The sequence below is a fragment of the Kosakonia sp. H02 genome (assembly GCA_030704225.1).
GTDB lineage: Bacteria > Pseudomonadota > Gammaproteobacteria > Enterobacterales > Enterobacteriaceae > Kosakonia.
The window spans coordinates 422,314-440,312 of sequence record CP131915.1 but is presented as its reverse complement, the minus strand read 5'-3'; the positions used below and the strand labels follow the sequence as shown (position 1 = coordinate 440,312).

The 17,999-nt window shown below is 58.3% G+C and carries 14 protein-coding genes; 11 read left to right on the top strand and 3 right to left on the bottom strand.

Going from position 1 to position 17,999, the window contains the following annotated elements; all coding sequences use genetic code 11:
* Positions 1–28 precede the first annotated feature (28 nt).
* Together Q5705_02125 and Q5705_02120 are read left to right on the top strand one after the other, a co-directional pair.
* Positions 29–475, top strand: coding sequence for a hypothetical protein (locus Q5705_02125; protein ID WLI77385.1), 447 nt, complete (start codon positions 29–31; stop codon positions 473–475).
* On the top strand, positions 453–1,016 hold the full coding sequence (locus Q5705_02120; protein WLI77384.1) for an RNA polymerase sigma factor: 564 nt from the start codon (positions 453–455) through the stop codon (positions 1,014–1,016). The genes Q5705_02125 and Q5705_02120 overlap by 23 nt, the downstream gene beginning before the upstream one ends.
* 1 nt (position 1,017) lies before the next feature.
* Here Q5705_02120 and Q5705_02115 read toward each other — a convergent pair whose 3' ends face one another.
* Complete coding sequence (locus Q5705_02115; GenBank protein ID WLI77383.1) at positions 1,018–2,346, bottom strand: glycoside hydrolase family 10 protein; 1,329 nt, start codon at positions 2,344–2,346, stop codon at positions 1,018–1,020.
* Between the two features lie 134 nt (positions 2,347–2,480).
* Between Q5705_02115 and Q5705_02110 the strand changes: the two genes are divergently transcribed.
* From Q5705_02110 to Q5705_02085, 6 genes are all read left to right on the top strand, one after another.
* Entirely contained in the window at positions 2,481–3,698 is a 1,218-nt protein-coding gene (locus Q5705_02110; protein ID WLI77382.1) for a nitrate- and nitrite sensing domain-containing protein, read from the top strand.
* A 268-nt stretch (positions 3,699–3,966) separates the two neighbouring features.
* On the top strand, positions 3,967–5,229 hold the full coding sequence (locus tag Q5705_02105) for a CmpA/NrtA family ABC transporter substrate-binding protein (GenBank protein WLI77381.1): 1,263 nt from the start codon (positions 3,967–3,969) through the stop codon (positions 5,227–5,229).
* Between the two features lie 11 nt (positions 5,230–5,240).
* On the top strand, positions 5,241–6,158 hold the full coding sequence (gene ntrB, locus Q5705_02100; protein WLI77380.1) for a nitrate ABC transporter permease: 918 nt from the start codon (positions 5,241–5,243) through the stop codon (positions 6,156–6,158).
* The gene (locus Q5705_02095; protein ID WLI77379.1) at positions 6,159–6,956 is read left to right on the top strand and encodes an ABC transporter ATP-binding protein; all 798 of its coding nucleotides are present in this window, start codon (positions 6,159–6,161) and stop codon (positions 6,954–6,956) included.
* A 9-nt stretch (positions 6,957–6,965) separates the two neighbouring features.
* Positions 6,966–11,114 carry a nitrite reductase large subunit NirB gene (nirB, locus tag Q5705_02090; GenBank protein WLI77378.1) on the top strand — a complete coding sequence of 1,383 codons (4,149 nt, stop codon included), beginning with the start codon at positions 6,966–6,968 and terminating at the stop codon, positions 11,112–11,114.
* Positions 11,111–13,798 (top strand): nitrate reductase, encoded by a 2,688-nt coding sequence (locus Q5705_02085; protein WLI77377.1) that lies wholly within the window; start codon positions 11,111–11,113, stop codon positions 13,796–13,798. The genes nirB and Q5705_02085 overlap by 4 nt, the downstream gene beginning before the upstream one ends.
* Here Q5705_02085 and Q5705_02080 read toward each other — a convergent pair.
* Positions 13,791–14,576 carry an SDR family oxidoreductase gene (locus tag Q5705_02080; protein ID WLI77376.1) on the bottom strand — a complete coding sequence of 262 codons (786 nt, stop codon included), beginning with the start codon at positions 14,574–14,576 and terminating at the stop codon, positions 13,791–13,793. The two genes, Q5705_02085 and Q5705_02080, sit on opposite strands and share 8 nt — an antisense overlap.
* Before the next feature lie 52 nt (positions 14,577–14,628).
* On the bottom strand, positions 14,629–15,525 hold the full coding sequence (locus Q5705_02075; protein WLI77375.1) for a GntR family transcriptional regulator: 897 nt from the start codon (positions 15,523–15,525) through the stop codon (positions 14,629–14,631).
* A gap of 190 nt (positions 15,526–15,715) precedes the next feature.
* Here Q5705_02075 and Q5705_02070 point away from each other — a divergent pair, with 190 nt between their 5' ends.
* From Q5705_02070 to Q5705_02060, 3 genes are read left to right on the top strand one after another with little or no spacing between them, the layout of a single operon-like run.
* Entirely contained in the window at positions 15,716–16,528 is an 813-nt protein-coding gene (locus tag Q5705_02070) for an ABC transporter substrate-binding protein (protein WLI77374.1), read from the top strand.
* A 20-nt stretch (positions 16,529–16,548) separates the two neighbouring features.
* Positions 16,549–17,265 carry an amino acid ABC transporter permease gene (locus Q5705_02065; protein ID WLI77373.1) on the top strand — a complete coding sequence of 239 codons (717 nt, stop codon included), beginning with the start codon at positions 16,549–16,551 and terminating at the stop codon, positions 17,263–17,265.
* Entirely contained in the window at positions 17,262–17,999 is a 738-nt protein-coding gene (locus tag Q5705_02060; GenBank protein WLI77372.1) for an amino acid ABC transporter ATP-binding protein, read from the top strand. The genes Q5705_02065 and Q5705_02060 overlap by 4 nt, the downstream gene beginning before the upstream one ends.

Sequence of the window (17,999 nt, the reverse complement as noted above, 5' to 3'; positions counted from 1 at the left end):
TTCGCTAAGCTGATGAGGAAGATAAAAGATGAGAGATTTTGATATGCATGGGCATCACCACGGTTTTGGTCGCCACAGAATGGCGAAGCCGTTGATCATTGGCGTCGTCATCGTTGTGGTGCTTGGCCTGGTGGTCATGTCGCTGTGGAACGCGCTGCTGCCCGCTATTTTGGGGGTAAAAAGCATTGGCTTCTGGCAGGCGCTGGGGATTTTAGTGCTGTCGCGTATTCTGTTTGGCGGGCTTGGTTTTCGGCCGGGTATGTTTGGCCGGGCGCACCGGCGGATGCATGAACGCTGGATGGAGATGACCCCGGAGCAGCGCGAAGCGTTTGTCCAGCAGCGCCGCGAAGGGTTCCGCCGTCACGGGCGTTGCGGCTGGCACGGTCGTTGGGAAGAAAAAAACGATGCGCGCCCGCAACAGGAAGAGAGCAGCGCAAAACCGGACGGGCGCGATGAACATCGCCATGACGGCTGAATCGCGGCTGATTTCAGCGCTCACTGCCTGTCGCTCGCGGCTGAAAGCCTTTATCCGCAGCCGCTCGGCGGCAAGCGACGACACCGAAGATATCCTCCAGGAAGTCACTTATCAGTTAATGAAGGTGGAACAGCCGGTGGAGAACGTCGCCGCCTGGCTGTTTCGCGCCGCACGCAATGAAATGACCGATCGGGCGCGTAAAAAACGTGAAGTCCCGCTGTCCGGTCTGTTTATCAACGCCGACGGTGAAGAGATGTTTGCCGAAGACGAACTGGCAGAAACGCTGTTCGGTGTCGCGCAAACGCCTGAAGAGGAGTATCTCAAAGCCTTGCTGTGGGAAGAACTGGGCCTTGCACTTGCTGAATTATCACCGGCGCAGCGGGAGGTGTTCGAAAAAACCGAACTCCAGGATTACAGCTTTAAAGAACTGGCGCAAGAGCAGGGCGTAAGCGTGCAGGCGCTGCTCTCGCGCAAGCATAAAGCGGTGCTTTACCTGCGTATGCGGATGCAAAATCTGTATGATGCGCTGATGCAAGATTAGGTTACTCCCCCCAGCGGCTTTGCAGATAATCCACCGCCTGGCGGGTTTGCGGCTGCTCCAGATAACTCTCCCTGAATAAAATGGTGCCGGAGATATTCGGCATCGATTCGTTCAACTCAATCTGCTTTTTCAGTTCCGGCACGCCGCCGTTGACGGCCCAGTCTGGCTCCATTTTTGACGGTTCGCCCACTTTGTACAGCGCAACGCCAATATAGAGACGGGTGCGGGTCGGTTTCACCACATCAGCCCACCATTTTGCCAGCACATCATAGCGCGCGGCGTCGCGGGAAAACGGCCAGTAGATTTGCGGCGCGATGTAATCCAGTAAGCCTTGTTGCACCCAGCGCCTGGTGTCGGCATAGGATTCGTCATATGCCGCCGCGCCACGCGTCTCGGAGCCTGCCGGATCGAACGAGCGGTTTCGCCAGACACCCGCCGGGCTGACGCCAAATTCAACATTGGGGTTTAACTGTTTGACGGTGCGGGAAACCTGCTCGATAAGCAGTTGCGTGTTGTGTCGCCGCCAGTCGGCTTTGGCAGCAAAGCCTTGGCCGTACTGGCGGAATGTCTGACCATCATTCAGGGCAGAGCCGGGCGTTTCAGCATAGAAATAGTCGTCAAACTGCACACCATCGACCGGATAACGCGCCACCACTTCGGCCACGATGCTGGTTATCCAGTCCCGTACATCGGGAATGCCAGGATCAAGCACGAAACGGTCGCCTGCGGTACGGATCCAGTCGCGATGCAACACAAAAATGCTGGAAGGGTGCAGCGACAGGGTGCGGTTGAGATCCGCAACAGTCGAAGGTTTTGTGTTGGTCGAAACGCGATACGGGTTAAACCAGGCGTGCACTTTCATCCCGCGCTTGTGGGCTTCATCAAGGATAAATTGCAGCGGATCGTAACCGGGATCCTGCCCAATATCGCCGGTCAGCATATCCGACCATGGCAAAATTTTAGACGGCCACAGCGCGGTACCATCTGGTTTCACCTGGAAAAAAACAGTATTAATCCCCAGCCGTTTCAGTTTATCCAGCTTCGCCTTCATCGCCGCCTGCTGCTGTTGAATACGCACGGATGGGCTTGCCGTTACGGAATTCACTGACGGCCAGTCCAGCCTGGAAACCGTCGCCAGCCAGATACCCCTTACGGCGCCCTGATTTTTCGATGATGACGCGGGAAGCGGCTGTTTCGCTACTGGCGGGCTGGGCGTGACAAGGGATTTCGGCGGTTCAGAGGCGCAACTGGCGAGTAGAAGCGCAGCAATAAGCGCGGCGGCAGGTTTCACATTAGCTAGCGGGTAAAACGAATGCGGGTTGATTCTCATCGGTTTCTGTTTTTTCAGAAAGTCACTGGGCAGACCACATTCTCGCCCGATTCGGGGTTAAGTCAATCGTCGCGTCTGCCTGCGGCACACTTCTTGCTTTACTCCTTCCCGTGTTTCCTTGCTCAGGTTTCGATATGTCTCTTACCGCACTCGATTTTGTACTGGCATCCAAACGAAGTGAAATCACCGGCCTGCAACAGTTGCTGCAAATGGGCAAACTGGTTGGCGCGGTGAGCCAGCTTATCCACGTTCTGCAACGCGAGCGGGGGACGGCGAATATTTATCTTTGCTCGCAGGGCGAAACATGGAGCGACCAGCTAAGCGAGCGGGCGGGGCAAGTTCAGCTTGCACAACAAATGGTGCATCAACAGCTTGCCGCCCTGGATCGCAACGGCCAGCCGATGGCGAACGCCTCGCGGCTATTTAGCCGCATCGCCGCCGTGTTACACAGCCTCAGTACCTTGCCGCCGTTACGCGAGCAGATCCAGACGCTGAATATCCCTCAGCCGCAGGCGATGAGCCGCTACAGCGAGATTATCCGCACCCATCTGGCGCTGATTTTTGAAGCCGCCGACACCTCCGGTGACCCGGCCGTTTCCCGGGCGTTACTGGCGATGTTCAGCTTTATGCAGGGTAAAGAGTTTGCCGGTCAGGAGCGCGCGCTGGTAGCCGCAGGTTTTACTGCGCACCATTTTGATGATCAGGCGCAGCAACAGCTACCGGAACTTATCGACAGCCAGGAGCGCTGTTTTCAAACCTTTATAGAGTTCGCCGATGCCCGCGCGCTGGCGCTGTGGCAGCAACAGCGGCGTGAAGAGAGCAGCGAGCTTGAGCGTTTTCGTCGCATCGCCTGTACCCGCGCCGTGCCGCCGGGCGAAGCCATCAATAGCGCGCTGCGCTGGTTTGATATCACCACCGCGCGCATCGATGGCATGAAAGAGATTGAGGATCTGCTGGAAGAGGTCCTGATGGCGTGCTGTCGCCAGCGCATTGGCGAAGCTGAACGTGCCAGCGAATTGCAGTTGCAGGAAATTGAACAACTGCCGCAGCAGGATAATCATTACGCCGCGCTGATCCCGCCGCAGCTCAGCCGCTCGGTGCTTGAACTTGTCGAACAACAGTCGCGACAGTTACAGGCGCTGGACGCCGAACTCGCCGGGCTACGCACCACGCTTGCGGAACGTAAGCTGGTCGAGAGGGCGAAAGGCGTGCTGATGCAGCATCACGGTATGAGCGAACCGCAGGCGCATAAGACCCTGCGCGATATGGCAATGCAGCAAAATAAAAAGCTGCCCGAAATCGCGCAAGCGATGCTCGCAGTGGCTGGCGCGTTGGGTAAATCCTCCCCATAACACTAAAGGAGTAGCTGCACTAATCATGTGCATTCAGGCTGCATTTTCGGTGCAAACAGGCCGATTGTTGCCAGCGGGAAAAGGCTAATTTACTGATATTCCGGCCTGCTAAAAACCTGGCACACAAACTGCTTTAGTGAATACACAGATGGGCTAAGCCAATGGCGGTTTAGTCACGATGCGGATAAAGGCGTCCGTTAGCGTTCAGGAGACTGAGCGCTAACCGGACGCTTTTTTTTGCCCATTTTTCAACGTACAGGAAGCCGCAATGACGCAAGACGACGACAACACAGTGGGGAAATTCTCTCGCCGCCGCTTTTTAGCGGGCAGCGCGGTGCTGGGCGGGAGCCTGATTCTCCCCGGGTTAATGAACAGCGTGTGGGCGGCAGGTTCCGATGCGCCGGAGAAAAAAGAGATCCGTGTGGGTTTTATTCCGCTCACCGACTGCGCCCCGGTGGTGATGGCGGCCGTGAAAAAGTTTGATGAGAAGTACGGCATCAAAATCATCCCCAGCAAGGAGTCGAGCTGGGCCTCGGTGCGCGACAAACTGGTCTCCGGCGAACTCGACGCCGCCCATGTTCTCTACGGGCTGGTCTATGGCTTGCAGCTTGGCGTTTCCGGCCCGCAGCACGAGATGGCGGTGCTGATGACCCTCAACAATAACGGCCAGGCGATCACGCTGTCGAATCAACTGAAAGAGGCGGGTGTGCGTGATGCCGCTTCGCTGAAAAAAGGGGTCGATGCCAGCCCGAAAGGCACTTACACCTTTGCGCAGACGTTTCCCACCGGTACACACGCCATGTGGCTCTATTACTGGCTGGCGAACGCCGGGATCCATCCTTTCAATGACGTGCGCAACGTCGTGGTGCCGCCACCGCAAATGGTGGTCAACATGAAAATCGGCAACATGAGCGGTTACTGCGTGGGTGAACCCTGGAACCAGCGCGCCATTCTCGACGATATCGGCTTCACCGCTGCCACCACGCAGGAGATCTGGCCGGATCACCCGGAAAAAGTGCTCGGCACGACCTCAGAATGGGTCGCGGCGAATGGCAATGCCGCCCGTGCGTTGACCGCCGCCGTGCTCGATGCGTCCCGCTGGATTGACGCGTCTGATGCCAACCGTATTGAAACCGCGAAGACCGTGGCGGCGCGTGCCTACATCAACACCGCCGCCGACACCATTGAAGGGCGGATGCTCGGTAACTACGAAAACGGCCTCGGCAAAAAATGGCAGGACGCGCATCCCATGCGCTTTTTCAATGATGGCGCGGTGAACTACCCGTATCTCTCCGACGGCATGTGGTTTCTGACCCAGCACAAGCGCTGGGGGCTGCTGGAAAGCGACCCGGACTACCTGGCGATCGCCAAAAAAATCAACCGTACCGACATCTACAAAAACGCCGCAGCGGCGGTGGGCGGCATCAATTTGCCCACCAGCGATATGCGCAGCAGCACGCTTTTTGACGGGAAAGTGTGGGATGGCAGTCATCCCGCTCAGTACGCCAACAGTTTTGCCCTCAAACGCTAAGGGAGACGCCAATGTCCAGCAACGCTAAAACCCAGCTTGTCGCGCTGAATACCGAACCCGAAATCGCAGAATCAGAAACCGCAGAAATCGTGCCGCTGAAAACTGCCGTGCACGCGCCGCAGCCGGAAGTAGTAAAAACCCGCCGCGCGCCGCGCCGCTGGGTGAAACGTGCCGTGCCGGGTTTGCTTGGCGCCATCGTGATGATTGCGCTCTGGCAGATTGCCGCCCTGAACAGCAAAGGGTTCCCGACACCGCTGAAAACCTGGGAAGCGGCGAAACTCATTTTCGCAGAGCCGTTTTACATCGCCGGGCCGAACGATATGGGCATCGGCTGGAACGTGCTGGCGTCCCTCAAACGCGTGGCGCTCGGCTTCGGCCTGGCGGCGCTGGTCGGCATTCCGGTGGGCTTTCTGATAGGCCGCTTTCGCTTTATCGCCAGCATGCTCGGGCCGATTATCGCCTTACTGCGCCCGGTCAGCCCGCTGGCCTGGCTGCCGATTGGTCTGCTGTTGTTTCAGCGTGCAGAACCCGCCTCGGCGTGGACCATTTTTATCTGCTCCATATGGCCGATGATCCTCAACACCGCCGAAGGGGTGCTGCGCATTCCCCAGGATTACCTCAATGTGGCGCGGGTGCTGAAACTGAATGAATTCACCGTGATGCGCAAAATCCTCTTTCCCGCCGTGCTGCCGCACATTCTGACCGGCGTGCGCTTATCCATCGGCATTGCCTGGCTGGTGATTGTTGCCGCCGAGATGCTGACCGGCGGCGTGGGCATCGGTTTTTGGATCTGGAACGAATGGAACAACCTCAACGTGGAAAACATCATCATCGCCATCCTGCTGATTGGCGTGGTGGGAATGTTGCTGGAGCAGGGGCTGATGGCCATTGCCCGCCGTTTTAGCTACGACAACCGCCAGGAGTCATAAATGAAAAAAGAGAAAGCCCTTATCCGCGTCGAAAACGTGACCCAGACGTTCCCGACAGCGAACGGCCCGTTTGTGGCGCTAGATAACGTCAGTTTTGATATTGCGCCGGGCGAAACCGTCAGCCTGATTGGTCACTCCGGCTGCGGAAAATCGACCCTGTTGAACCTGATTGCCGGTCTGATCCGACCAACGCAGGGCGTGCTGTTGTGCGATAACCAGGAGATCACCGGCCCTGGCCCCGAGCGCGGCGTGGTGTTTCAGAACCACTCTTTGCTGCCGTGGCTGACGGCGGCGGAGAACGTCGCGCTGGCGGTGCATCAGGTTTTCAAAGGCGAAATGAGCAAAAGCGAAATGCAGGCGTGGATAGCCCACAACCTTGAACTGGTGCAGATGAGCCATGCGATGCATAAACGCCCCGGTGAGATCTCCGGCGGCATGAAACAGCGCGTCGGCATTGCGCGGGCGTTGGCGATGAAACCCAAAGTGCTGCTGATGGATGAACCCTTCGGCGCACTGGACGCGCTGACCCGCACCCATTTGCAGGATGCGGTGATGGAGATCCAGTCGCGGCTGAAAACCACCATTGTGCTGATCACTCATGACGTTGATGAAGCGGTGCTGCTTTCTGACCGGGTGATGATGATGACCAACGGCCCGGCGGCGAAAGTGGGTGAGGTGTTGCAGGTCAACCTGCCGCGACCGCGCTCCCGGCTGGCGCTGGCAAACGAGCCGCTGTTTCATCACTACCGCCAGCAGGTTCTGCACTTTCTGTATGAAAAACACCAGGCCGTGGCCTGAGGTGAACGCATGGATAAACCTGTATTGCTGGTGATTGGCAACGGTATGGCGGGCGCGCGGCTGGTGGAAACGCTCTGCGAGCGTGCGCCCGGACGTTACCGCATCGTGGTGGTTGGCGATGAAGCAACGCCTGCCTATAACCGGATCATGCTCACGCCGGTGCTGTCGGGCGAGAAAACCTTTGCCGATATCGTGACGCACGATGAAGCGTGGTACGCACGAAACAACGTCACGCTGTTGTCCGGCAAACCGGCCACCGCGATTGATCGCCAGGTGCGCAGCGTAAGCGTGGGCGGGCAAACACTGCATTACGATCATCTGGTGATTGCCAGCGGATCGCGCCCCTTTATGCCACCGCTCCCCGGGGCAAGTCTGGCGGGCATTTATGCCTTTCGCACCCAGCACGACATCGGGGAGATCCTGCACGGTGATGTTGCCGGGCAACCGGCGGTCGTCATTGGCGGCGGGGTGTTAGGCGTGGAAGCCGCTGCGGCACTGGCGCTGCGCGGTATGCAGGTCTGCATTGTGCACCGCGGCCCCTGGCTGATGGAGCAACAACTGGATGCGCAGGCGGCAGAACTGCTGCGCGTCAGCCTGTTAGCACGCGGTATTGATACCGTGCTGGCAGCCGAAACCCAGGCGTATTGTGCAGACGAACGCGGCCAGGTGCAGGCCGTGCAACTGCGCGATGGACGGACAGTCCCCGCGCAACGGGTGATTGTCTGCGCCGGGATCCGCCCGAATATCGCCCTGGCGCAGGCCGCCGGGCTGGATTGCGCGCGCGGCATTCTGGTTGATGGTCATTTGCGCACCTCTGACGCGCATATCTCCGCCCTCGGCGAGTGCTGCCAGTTCGGTGAGATGACCTTCGGGCTGGTGGCGCCCTGCTGGCGGCAGGCGGAAACCCTCGCCGCCAGGCTCGCAGGCGTTGAGGTTGCGCCATTTACCCTTGAAAACGTGCCGCTGCGACTGAAAGTGAGCGGTATCGATCTCTTCTGCGCCGGTGAACTGCACGCCGAAGAGGCAGACATTCACACCACCTTCGATCCGTTTGACGGCCACTATCGCCGCCTGGTGCTGCGCGAAAAACGCTTAACCGGCGTGCTGCTGTGGGGCGACATCCATGATGGGCCGGACTACTTTGCCCGTCTGAATACACATAGCCAGCCGGGTCTTTTCACGCCTGAAGAGGCATATCCCATTCAAGAGCCGTTATCCCATGAGGTAGCGAGGAGCACTGTTATGTCAAAACCCGTATTAGTGATGGTCGGACACGGCATGGTGGGCCACCATTTTTTGCAACAGCTGGTCGAGCGCGAACTGCATTTGCGCTATCAGGTGATTGTCTTTGCTGAAGAGTCCGCTGCGGCTTACGACCGGGTGCATCTGTCGGAGTTCTTTTCCGGGCGCAGCGCCAAATCCCTGTCGATGGTGGAAGAGGGATTTTTTGCATCGACCGGCATTGAACTGCGTCTCGCCCAGGGCGTTGAGCAGATCGACACGCAACGCCATTTTGTCGTCGACAAAATGGGACGGCAGACCGCGTATGACGTGCTGGTACTGGCGACCGGTTCGTATCCGTTTGTGCCGCCGATTCCTGGCAATGATGCGCCGGGCTGCCTGGTCTACCGCACCCTTGACGATCTGGCGGCGATCCAGGCCTGTGCGGAAAAAGGCAAAATCGGCGTCGTGGTCGGCGGCGGGCTGCTCGGGCTGGAAGCGGCAAACGCGCTAAAACACCTTGGGCTGCAAACCCACGTGGTGGAATTTGCGCCCCGCCTGATGGGCGTTCAGCTCGACGAAGGTGGGGCGGCGATGCTGCGTCGCAAAATTGAAGCGCTGGGCGTGCAGGTGCACACCGGCAAAGAGACCCGCGAAATCGCTTATGGGCAAAGCAGCAATTACCGGATGGTATTTGCCGACGGCAGCCATCTTGAGACCGATCTGGTGCTCTTCTCCGCCGGGATCCGCCCGCGCGACCAGTTAGCGCGCGAGTGCGGGCTGGCAGTCGGGCCGCGCGGCGGCATTGTGATTGATGACCAGTGTCGCACCGCCGATCCGGCCATTTTTGCCATTGGCGAATGTGCGCTGTGGGAAGGGCAGATTTTCGGCCTTGTCGCCCCCGGTTACCAGATGGCGCGCACGCTTGCCGACACCCTTGCGGGTAACGATGCCGCGTTTAAAGGCGCGGACATGAGCACCAAACTGAAACTGCTCGGTGTGGAAGTGGCCTCGATTGGCGATGCCCATGGCCGCACGCCAGGAAGCCAGAGCTACAGTTGGGTGGATGGCCCGGCGGAAATCTATAAAAAAATTGTCGTCTCAAACGATGGTAAACGCCTGCTCGGCGCAGTGCTGGTGGGCGACAGCAGCGAATACAGCACCTTATTACAGATGATGCTCAACGACATGCCGTTGCCCGCCAGGCCCGAAGGGCTGATCCTGCCTGCAATCGCGGGCGGTACGCCGCAAAGCCTCGGCGTCGGCGCACTGCCGGACAGCGCACAAATCTGCTCCTGCCATAACGTCAGTAAAGCGGATATCTGCAATGCAGTGAAAAGCGGCTGCGGGGATATGTCAGCCATAAAATCCTGCACCAAAGCGGCGACCGGCTGCGGCGGCTGCGCTGCGCTGACCAAACAGGTGATGGAGTTCGCCCTGACGGAGATGGGCGTCGAGGTCAAAAAAGACATCTGCGAGCATTTCGCGTACTCGCGCCAGGAGATTTACCACCTGGTGCGGGTGGGCAATATCCGCAGCTTCGATGAACTGATTCGCAAACACGGCCACGGACACGGATGTGAAATCTGCAAGCCGCTGGTGGGTTCCGTGCTGGCGTCGTGCTGGAATGAGTATCTGCTCAAACCGCAGCACTTGCCGTTGCAGGACACTAACGACCGCTTTTTTGCCAATATCCAGAAAGATGGCACTTATTCGGTGGTGCCGCGCATTCCGGCCGGAGAAATCACCCCGGACGGGCTGATTGCGATTGGGCAAATCGCCCGGCGCTATAACCTTTACACCAAAATTACCGGCGGGCAGCGTGTTGATTTGTTCGGCGCGAGGCTTGAGCAGTTACCGGAAATCTGGCAGCAACTGGTGGAAGCCGGGTTTGAAACCGGCCACGCTTACGGCAAATCCCTGCGCACGGTGAAATCCTGCGTGGGATCGAACTGGTGTCGCTACGGCGTGCAGGACTCTACCGCGCTGGCGCTGCACCTGGAGCACCGCTACAAAGGGCTGCGCTCGCCGCACAAAATCAAGATGGCGGTGTCCGGCTGTACCCGCGAATGTGCCGAAGCGCAAAGCAAAGATGTCGGCGTAATTGCCACGGAGAAGGGCTGGAATTTATATGTCTGCGGCAATGGCGGCATGAAGCCGCGTCACGCCGATTTACTGGCGCAGGATCTGAGTACCGAGGCGTTAATCCGCGCCGTAGATCGTTTTCTGATGTTTTACATCCGCACCGCCGACCGCCTGCAACGCACCAGCACCTGGATGGATAACCTGGAAGGCGGCATGGCGTACCTGCGCCAGGTGGTGCTGGAAGACAGCCTGCATATCGCCGCCGAACTGGAAAGCGAGATGAATGCGGTGGTGGAAAGCTACCAGTGCGAATGGCAGACCACGCTGGCAGACCCGGATCGCCTTGCACTGTTCCGGCCATTTGTGAACAGCAACCAGCCGGATGAAGGGGTGGTAATGGTTCAGGAGCGCCAGCAGATCCGACCGGCAACGCCAGCAGAGCGCGCAGCGTTGCCCCCGGTTAAGGTGAATCAACTGGCGCAGGGCTGGGTGGAAATTTGCCCACTCACTGCGATCCCGGCCAATGCCGGAATGGCTGCCCGGCTGGCGAATCAACAAATTGCGCTGTTCCATCTGCCGGATGATCCACAGCAGGTGTTTGCCCTGAGTAACCACGAGCCGGATAGCGATGCCAACGTGCTGGCGCGCGGTTTGCTGGGCGATGTGCAGGGCGAACCGGTGGTGATTTCACCGCTCTATAAACAGCGCTTTCGTTTGCGCGATGGGCAAAGCGTCGATGGAAACACCGCGCTCAGCGTCTGGCCGGTGAAAGTGGAGGGCGGGCGCGTCTGGGTGCAGGCTCAACCGGTCAATCATGCCATCCGGGAGATTATCGAGACGGTGAGCTTATGAACCGCGCGGCAACGTCTACCACCTGCGCTTACTGCGGCGTCGGGTGCGGGGTAAAGATGCAGGCGCAGGAAGGCGGGTTTTCTGCCAGCGGCGACGTTGCTCATCCGGCCAGTCTCGGCAGATTATGCGTAAAAGGCAGTGCGCTGGGCGAAACGCTGGATTTACACGGGCGGTTATTGCACCCGGAGATCAATCGCCAGCCGGTAAGCTGGGACGAAGCCCTGGACGCCGTGGCGCATGGGTTGCAAAGCATTATCAAGGAATTCGGCCCGCAGGCGGTGGCGTTTTATGGTTCCGGCCAGCTACTGACGGAGGATTACTACGTTGCCAATAAGCTGATGAAAGGGTTTATCGGCGCGGGGAATATGGATACCAACTCGCGCCTGTGCATGGCCTCGGCGGTGGTCGGTTACAAGCGGGCGTTCGGTGCGGATGCGGTGCCGTGCAGTTATCAGGATCTTGAGATTGCCGACTGCGTGATCCTCACCGGCTCTAATACCGCGTGGGCGCATCCGGTGGTGTATCAGCGACTGGCGCAGGCGAAAAAAACGCGGCCTGCAATGCGCATTATTGTTATCGATCCGCGCCAGACCGCGACCTGCGATATCGCCGATTTACATCTGCCGCTGCACCCCGGCAGCGATGCGGCGCTATTTTGCGGCGCACTGCATGAGATGGTGCAACGCGGCAAACTCGACAAGGAATTTTTGCAACGCCACACCGAGGGCGCGGAGGAAACGCTGCTCGCAGCAAGTGCCTGGACGCTGGAAAAAACCGCCGATTTTTGTGGGCTGGACATGGAGCCCTTGCAGGCGTTTTACCAGATGATTGCCGACAGCGAGCGGCTGGTGACGCTCTATTCAATGGGGGTTAATCAGTCCAGTTCGGGCGTCGATAAATGCAATGCCATCATTAATCTGCATCTGGCAACGGGCAACATTGGGCGCGAAGGCTGCGGGCCCTTTTCGATAACCGGACAGCCAAATGCCATGGGCGGGCGCGAAGTGGGCGGGCTGGCAAATCAACTGGCATCGCACATGGGGTTCACCGCAGAGGAGATCGACCGCGTTGGGCGCTTCTGGAAGAGTGACAATGTCACGAAAAAAGCCGGGCTGAATGCCGTCGATCTGTTCCGTGCGATTGAAGAAGGGCGCATAAAAGCGGTGTGGATCATGGGCACCAATCCGCTGGTGTCACTGCCGGATGCCGACCGCGTGCGCGCCGGACTGGCACGCTGCCCGCTGGTGATTGTCTCGGATGTGATGCGCGATACGGATACCACCCGCGCGGCCCATATCTGCCTGCCCGCACTGGCGTGGGGCGAGAAAAATGGCACCGTTACCAACTCTGAGCGCTGTATTTCGCGCCAGCGTGCTTTTTTGCCCGCGCCAGGAGACGCCAGGCCGGACTGGTGGATCCTAAGCCAGGTGGCGCAGCGCCTGGGCTTTGGCGAGGCGTTTGGTTATCAGCACCCGGCAGAGATTTTCCGTGAACACGCGGCGCTCTCGGGTTTTGAAAATGCGGGTTCGCGGGCATTTGATATTAGCGCTCTCGCGCATCTCAGCGATCAACAGTGGGATGAACTGCAACCGGTTCAGTGGCCCGTTAATGCGCTGCATCCGCAGGGGGCGGCCAGATTGTTCACCGATAACCGCTTTTATCACGCCGATGAAAAAGCGCGGTTGATTGCGATTTTCCCGCGTTTGCCAGTCAATCAGCCCACAACAGCGTATCCATTGGTGATGAACACCGGGCGGGTGCGCGACCAGTGGCATACCATGACGCGCACCGGGAAATCGGCGCGTTTAATGCAGCATATCAGTGAGCCGTTTTGCCAGTTTCACCCCAACGATGCGCCAGATATTGCAGCCGGGGCGCTGCTGCGCGTAGCGTCATCCCACGGCTGGTTATTGTTGCGCGCCCAACCCGATAGCCTGCAACCCCGCGGGCAGGTATTTGTGCCGATGCACTGGAACAGCCCGTTCAGCCAGCAGGCAAGGGTGGATGCGTTGATCGAAGCGCATACCGATCCGCTTTCAGGCCAGCCGGAGAGCAAGCATATGCCGGTGAATCTGCGACGCTGGAAAAGTGCATGGCAGGCAGAAGTGTTTATTCGTGGCAATCATGAAAGTCCCCCGACAACAGCCTACTGGAGCCGGGTCGCACAACCTGGCGTCACGCATTTTGTGATGGCAGATTCATCCCTGCCGGCAGACTGGATGGCGTGGCTTAATGAGCATTACGCCGTTGATCGCTGGGTGTGCCAGTCGGCGCGGCTGGGCGAAGACGGGTTTAACCTGCTCGCGTGGTCAGCAGGCGAATTGCAACTGGCATTTTACGCGCACCGCCAACGCCCACACCCCGAACGCCAGACGATAGTCGCCGCTTTCACTCAGGCGCCGCGCACCGCGCAACAGCGGCTGGCCTTACTGGCGGGAATGGCTGAAAACGGCAAAGCGTCCACCGGCGCAATAATTTGCAGTTGTTTTGCGGTGGGGGAAACCGCCATTGCCAACGCTGTGCGCCAGGGCTGCGGGAACGTGCAGCAACTTGGCGCACAGCTAAAATGCGGTACTAACTGCGGATCGTGCATTCCTGAGCTGAAAAAGATTATCGCGGCTCACGGGGGGAAAGGAGATAACGCCACGCAAACCGCCGGTGGCGCTAATCATCATGCTAGATAGAGGTAATCATCCCGCCATCCACCCGAAGGACGGTGCCGGTAATGTAGCTGGCGGGCTGGCTTGCGAGAAAGGCGGCTGCTGCGCCGTACTCTTGCGGCGTGCCGTAGCGTTTTGCCGGGATCTGGTTGCGGCTCTGCGCAGATATCGCCTCTGGCGTGGTCTCTTCACGCTTTGCCTTGATAGCATCCAGTTGATGCACGCGGTCGGTTGCGATGCGCCCCGGAACCAGCACATTCACCGTTACGCCATCGGCAGCCACTTCACTTGCCAGGGTTTTCGACCAGCCAAGCAGGCTCATGCGCAAGGCATTGGATAAAGCCAGGTTGGGAATAGGGGCAATCACCCCGGACGACGTTGACGTAATGATGCGTCCCCAGCCGCGCTGACGCATGCCAGGCAGCACTTTATCCGTAAGTTGAATGAGCGAAGAGACCATCAGCGAAAAGTGCTGCTGCCACAGTGCGGCATCAGTACCAAATGCCTGGGCAGGCGGCGGACCGCCGGAGTTGTTGACCAGAATGTCAATGTCGCCCCAGTGCTGACGAATGGCGTTCAACACTGAATCAAACTGCTGCGGCCCGGCCAGATCCAGTTGCCATGCCTGCGCCTCACCGCCTGCGTCTTTAATTAACCCGACTGTTGCCTGTAACTTTTCCAGGTTGCGTCCGGTAACGGCGACGTTCACCCCTTCCTGCGCCAGCGTGAGCGCCATGGCCTGGCCTAAACCGCTACCGGCACCACAAACCAGCGCCACCCGACCTTTTATTTGCAAATCCATCATTGTCTCCTGATTGTATTTTCAGGATCGGATTGTGCAAAAATGATGCCGGTTATGCGCCTGGTTTACGGGTTTGTACTTGATCAAAGGCAAACTGAAGGTGGGCTTTCATTAATTCCGCCGCCCGCGGCGCATTGTTTTCTCGTAATGCATCAATAATGGCGACGTGCTCTTCGCACCACTCCTTCACGCGTCTTTTGTTGTGATAGCTGCCAAATTCCAGCAGGCGACGTAAGCGGTTTTGATGCTGGATGGCCTGCAAGATAAACAGGTTGCCGCTGGCTTCCGCGAGCAGTTCGTGAAAAGCGGCGTCCATTTCAAAAATCTCTTTCGCCGGAACGCGGGTGATATCCGGGTGGGTTATCAGGCGCAAATGCTGCGCGCGCAGGCGTTTTAGCATCTGGCGATCGACGCGCAACTGCGGGCTGAGCAGGGCGGCAGGCTCGATGATCAGACGAAAACCATAGCTGTTGCGCAGGGCGACTTCTGAATTGAGCGTTTGCTGGAAATGCCAGCCGTGGCCTGCATTGCGGGCGATCAGCCCATCTTCCGAGAGTTTCACCAATGTACGCGTCAGCACGCCGCGATCCACTTCATAGCGCTGGCTGATTTCCGTCTGGGTGAAGGACTCCGGCAAGATACCCGCGATGCGGTCACGCACCAGCATTTCGTACAGCGTCTGGTCGCTGCTCTGGGGTTGTTCGATAGCCAGATGCTGCAACTCTTCCACGCCTTTAAGCAGGAAAAAGCCCTGATTCGGCCGGGCTTCCACCGCGCCCAGGCGGGTCAATTCTTTCAGCCCGGCGCGAACGGGCGTACGGGAAACGCCGAGTGCATCGGCAAGATACTGCTCACGTAAATGATGACCTGGATCGAATCTTGCTTCGTAGATCAGGTCAAGCAATTGTCGGGCAATACGGCGACTGCTCGCAGAAGCGTCAGGCTGCATAGAAGGGGGTATCCTGAAATGTATTATTGGGAACGGAACATACAATAACACGCGTAACAGGTTGCCGCGATATAAAGCAGAAGCTGCACAGGAACAGTGCATGTCGCACCAGAAAGGTACGTTTTTTTGTTGTCATGATTGTATTTATTGAATCACAAAAACCAATTTAAACGTGAACCAGGAGATAACCATGTCCAGCATTTCTTTTAAAAAGCACCGCGTCTGGGGAGTGATAGCCGCATTAGCCGTTATGCCGTTCTCCGGCCATGCCGCAATGGAAAGCGTCACCCCCGGCAAGCTCACGTACGGCACTGCCGCCACCTTTATGCCATTCGAATTCGTTAAAGAGGGCAAACTGAGCGGGTTTGATATCGACCTGATTACGGCGCTCAGCAAAGAACTCAAGCTGGAGCCGGTGGCGATGCCGATGGAGTTTAAAGGCTTAATCCCGGCGTTACAGGGCAAGCGCATCGACATCATTAACTCCGCAATGTATGTCAACCCGACGCGCGCCGCGCAGGTTGATTTTGTGCCGTATCTGAAAATCGGCAGTCGCGTAGTGGTGCGCAAAGGTAACCCGGAAAAGATCACCGGTCGCGATCTCTCCCTGTGCGGCAAAAATATCGCCGTCACCCTCGGCGGCATCGAAGAGAGCCAGGCGCGCGTGGATAACCAGAACTGCCTTAACGCCAAAAAAGCCGCCATCAATGTGATGACCTTCCCGGCAGCAACGGATTCCGCTGTTGCAGTGGCCCAGGGGCGCGCCGATGCGGAATTCCTCTCCACGCCGGGTACTGTCGCGCTGTTCAGTGAAAAACCGGGCGTGTTTGAACCTGCGGGCGATGAATTTGAAGCCGACACGCATATCGCCTTCGCCGTGCGAAAGGGCGATAGCGAAACCAAAGCGCAACTGGAAAAAGGACTGCAAAGCCTGGTCAAAAACGGCATCTATCAGCAACTGATTGAAAAATGGAACTTCCCGGATTCCGTTGCCCTTTTTTAACCCGCTGACCGGAGAAAGCTATGTCGATCGATTTAATGTGGCAGTACTTCCTCTCACCTGAGTTTCTGACGGGCGCGTGGATGACGCTGCTGATTACCCTCTGCTCGCTGTTGTGCGGCGTAGTGCTGGGACTGGTGCTCGCCCTGTTACAGGAAGCGCCGTTTCGGGCGGGCAAAGGGCTGGCGTTTTTCTATTTATGGTTGTTCCGCGGCACGCCGGTGTTGTTCCAGATAATTTTTGTCTACAACGTGCTGCCCGGCTTCGGCTTACGCTTCTCCGCGTTCACGTGTGCTGTGCTGGCGCTCTCGCTCAATGAAGGGGCGTATATGGCCGAGATCCTGCGCTCCGGCTTGCAGGCGGTGAAGAGTGGGCAACGCACCGCCGGTATGGCGCTCGGCATGACCAACGGGCAGATCATGCGCAAAATTGTGCTGCCGCAGGCCGCGCGCATCGTGCTCCCGCCAATGGGGAACCAGATGATCAGCATGCTGAAATCAAGCGCGCTGGTCTCGGTTATTGCTGTGCAGGAGTTGCTGCTGGTGGCTAACCAGACCGCCAGCGCCAGTTTTCGCTACTTCGAAGCGCTGTGCGCGGCGGGTATTTATTACCTGCTGCTCACCACGCTGTTCATGCTTTTCCAGTCCTGGCTGGAGCGCACCCTCGACCCGAAACAACGCCGCAGTAAAAGCGAGAAAGCCCGGCTCAGGTTGAGCAAAACGGCAGGAGAGATGCCATGAACCCACCGCTACTTGAAATGATCGGTATCGACAAAGCTTTCGGGCGTCAGACCGTATTGAAAAATTGCTCGCTCAGCGTTCAGCGCGGCGAAACCGTGGTGCTGATTGGGCCGTCCGGCTCGGGGAAATCGACGCTGCTGCGCTGCGTCAATATGCTCTCACCGGCAGACAGTGGCGATGTGTTCTTTGCCCGGCAGAACATCAGCCGCGGCGAAGTGCCTGCCCATCAGTTGCGCCAGCGCATCGGTATGGTGTTCCAGAACTATGAACTGTTCTCCCATCTGACGGCGGCGGAAAACATCATGCTGGCTCCGATGACCGTGCTGGGCGTCAACCGCATTGCGGCGCGCAAACAGGCGGAAGCGCTGCTGGCAAAAGTGCGCATTCATGAACGCGCCGACCACTTTCCCGATGAGCTTTCCGGCGGCCAACAGCAACGCGTGGCGATTGCCCGCGCGCTGGCGATGAAACCAGAACTGATGCTGTATGACGAGCCGACATCGGCGCTCGATCCGGAAATGATCCGCGAGGTACTCGATGTGATGGCCGAGTTGAGCGCCGAAGGCATGACCAGCATGGTTGTCACCCATGAAATGGGTTTCGCTCGCCGCGCCGCCAGCCAGATCCTGTTTATGGAAGAGGGCGAAATACTCGAACGCGCCAGCGCCGATGATTTCTTTAGTGGACAGGTCAGCGAACGCGCGCAGCGCTTCCTTGACCAGATCCTTCATTAA

Bases quoted from the DNA above. Each gene is read 5' to 3' on its own strand.
- Q5705_02075 (WLI77375.1), bottom strand. From the start codon at position 15,525: ATGCAGCCTGACGCTTCTGCGAGCAGTCGCCGTATTGCCCGACAATTG.
- Q5705_02070 (WLI77374.1), top strand. From the start codon at position 15,716: ATGTCCAGCATTTCTTTTAAAAAGCACCGCGTCTGGGGAGTGATAGCC.
- Q5705_02110 (WLI77382.1), top strand. From the start codon at position 2,481: ATGTCTCTTACCGCACTCGATTTTGTACTGGCATCCAAACGAAGTGAA.
- Q5705_02095 (WLI77379.1), top strand. From the start codon at position 6,159: ATGAAAAAAGAGAAAGCCCTTATCCGCGTCGAAAACGTGACCCAGACG.
- Q5705_02105 (WLI77381.1), top strand. From the start codon at position 3,967: ATGACGCAAGACGACGACAACACAGTGGGGAAATTCTCTCGCCGCCGC.
- Q5705_02060 (WLI77372.1), top strand. From the start codon at position 17,262: ATGAACCCACCGCTACTTGAAATGATCGGTATCGACAAAGCTTTCGGG.
- Q5705_02080 (WLI77376.1), bottom strand. From the start codon at position 14,576: ATGGATTTGCAAATAAAAGGTCGGGTGGCGCTGGTTTGTGGTGCCGGT.
- ntrB (WLI77380.1), top strand. From the start codon at position 5,241: ATGTCCAGCAACGCTAAAACCCAGCTTGTCGCGCTGAATACCGAACCC.
- nirB (WLI77378.1), top strand. From the start codon at position 6,966: ATGGATAAACCTGTATTGCTGGTGATTGGCAACGGTATGGCGGGCGCG.
- Q5705_02115 (WLI77383.1), bottom strand. From the start codon at position 2,346: ATGAGAATCAACCCGCATTCGTTTTACCCGCTAGCTAATGTGAAACCT.
- Q5705_02120 (WLI77384.1), top strand. From the start codon at position 453: ATGAACATCGCCATGACGGCTGAATCGCGGCTGATTTCAGCGCTCACT.
- Q5705_02065 (WLI77373.1), top strand. From the start codon at position 16,549: ATGTCGATCGATTTAATGTGGCAGTACTTCCTCTCACCTGAGTTTCTG.
- Q5705_02125 (WLI77385.1), top strand. From the start codon at position 29: ATGAGAGATTTTGATATGCATGGGCATCACCACGGTTTTGGTCGCCAC.
- Q5705_02085 (WLI77377.1), top strand. From the start codon at position 11,111: ATGAACCGCGCGGCAACGTCTACCACCTGCGCTTACTGCGGCGTCGGG.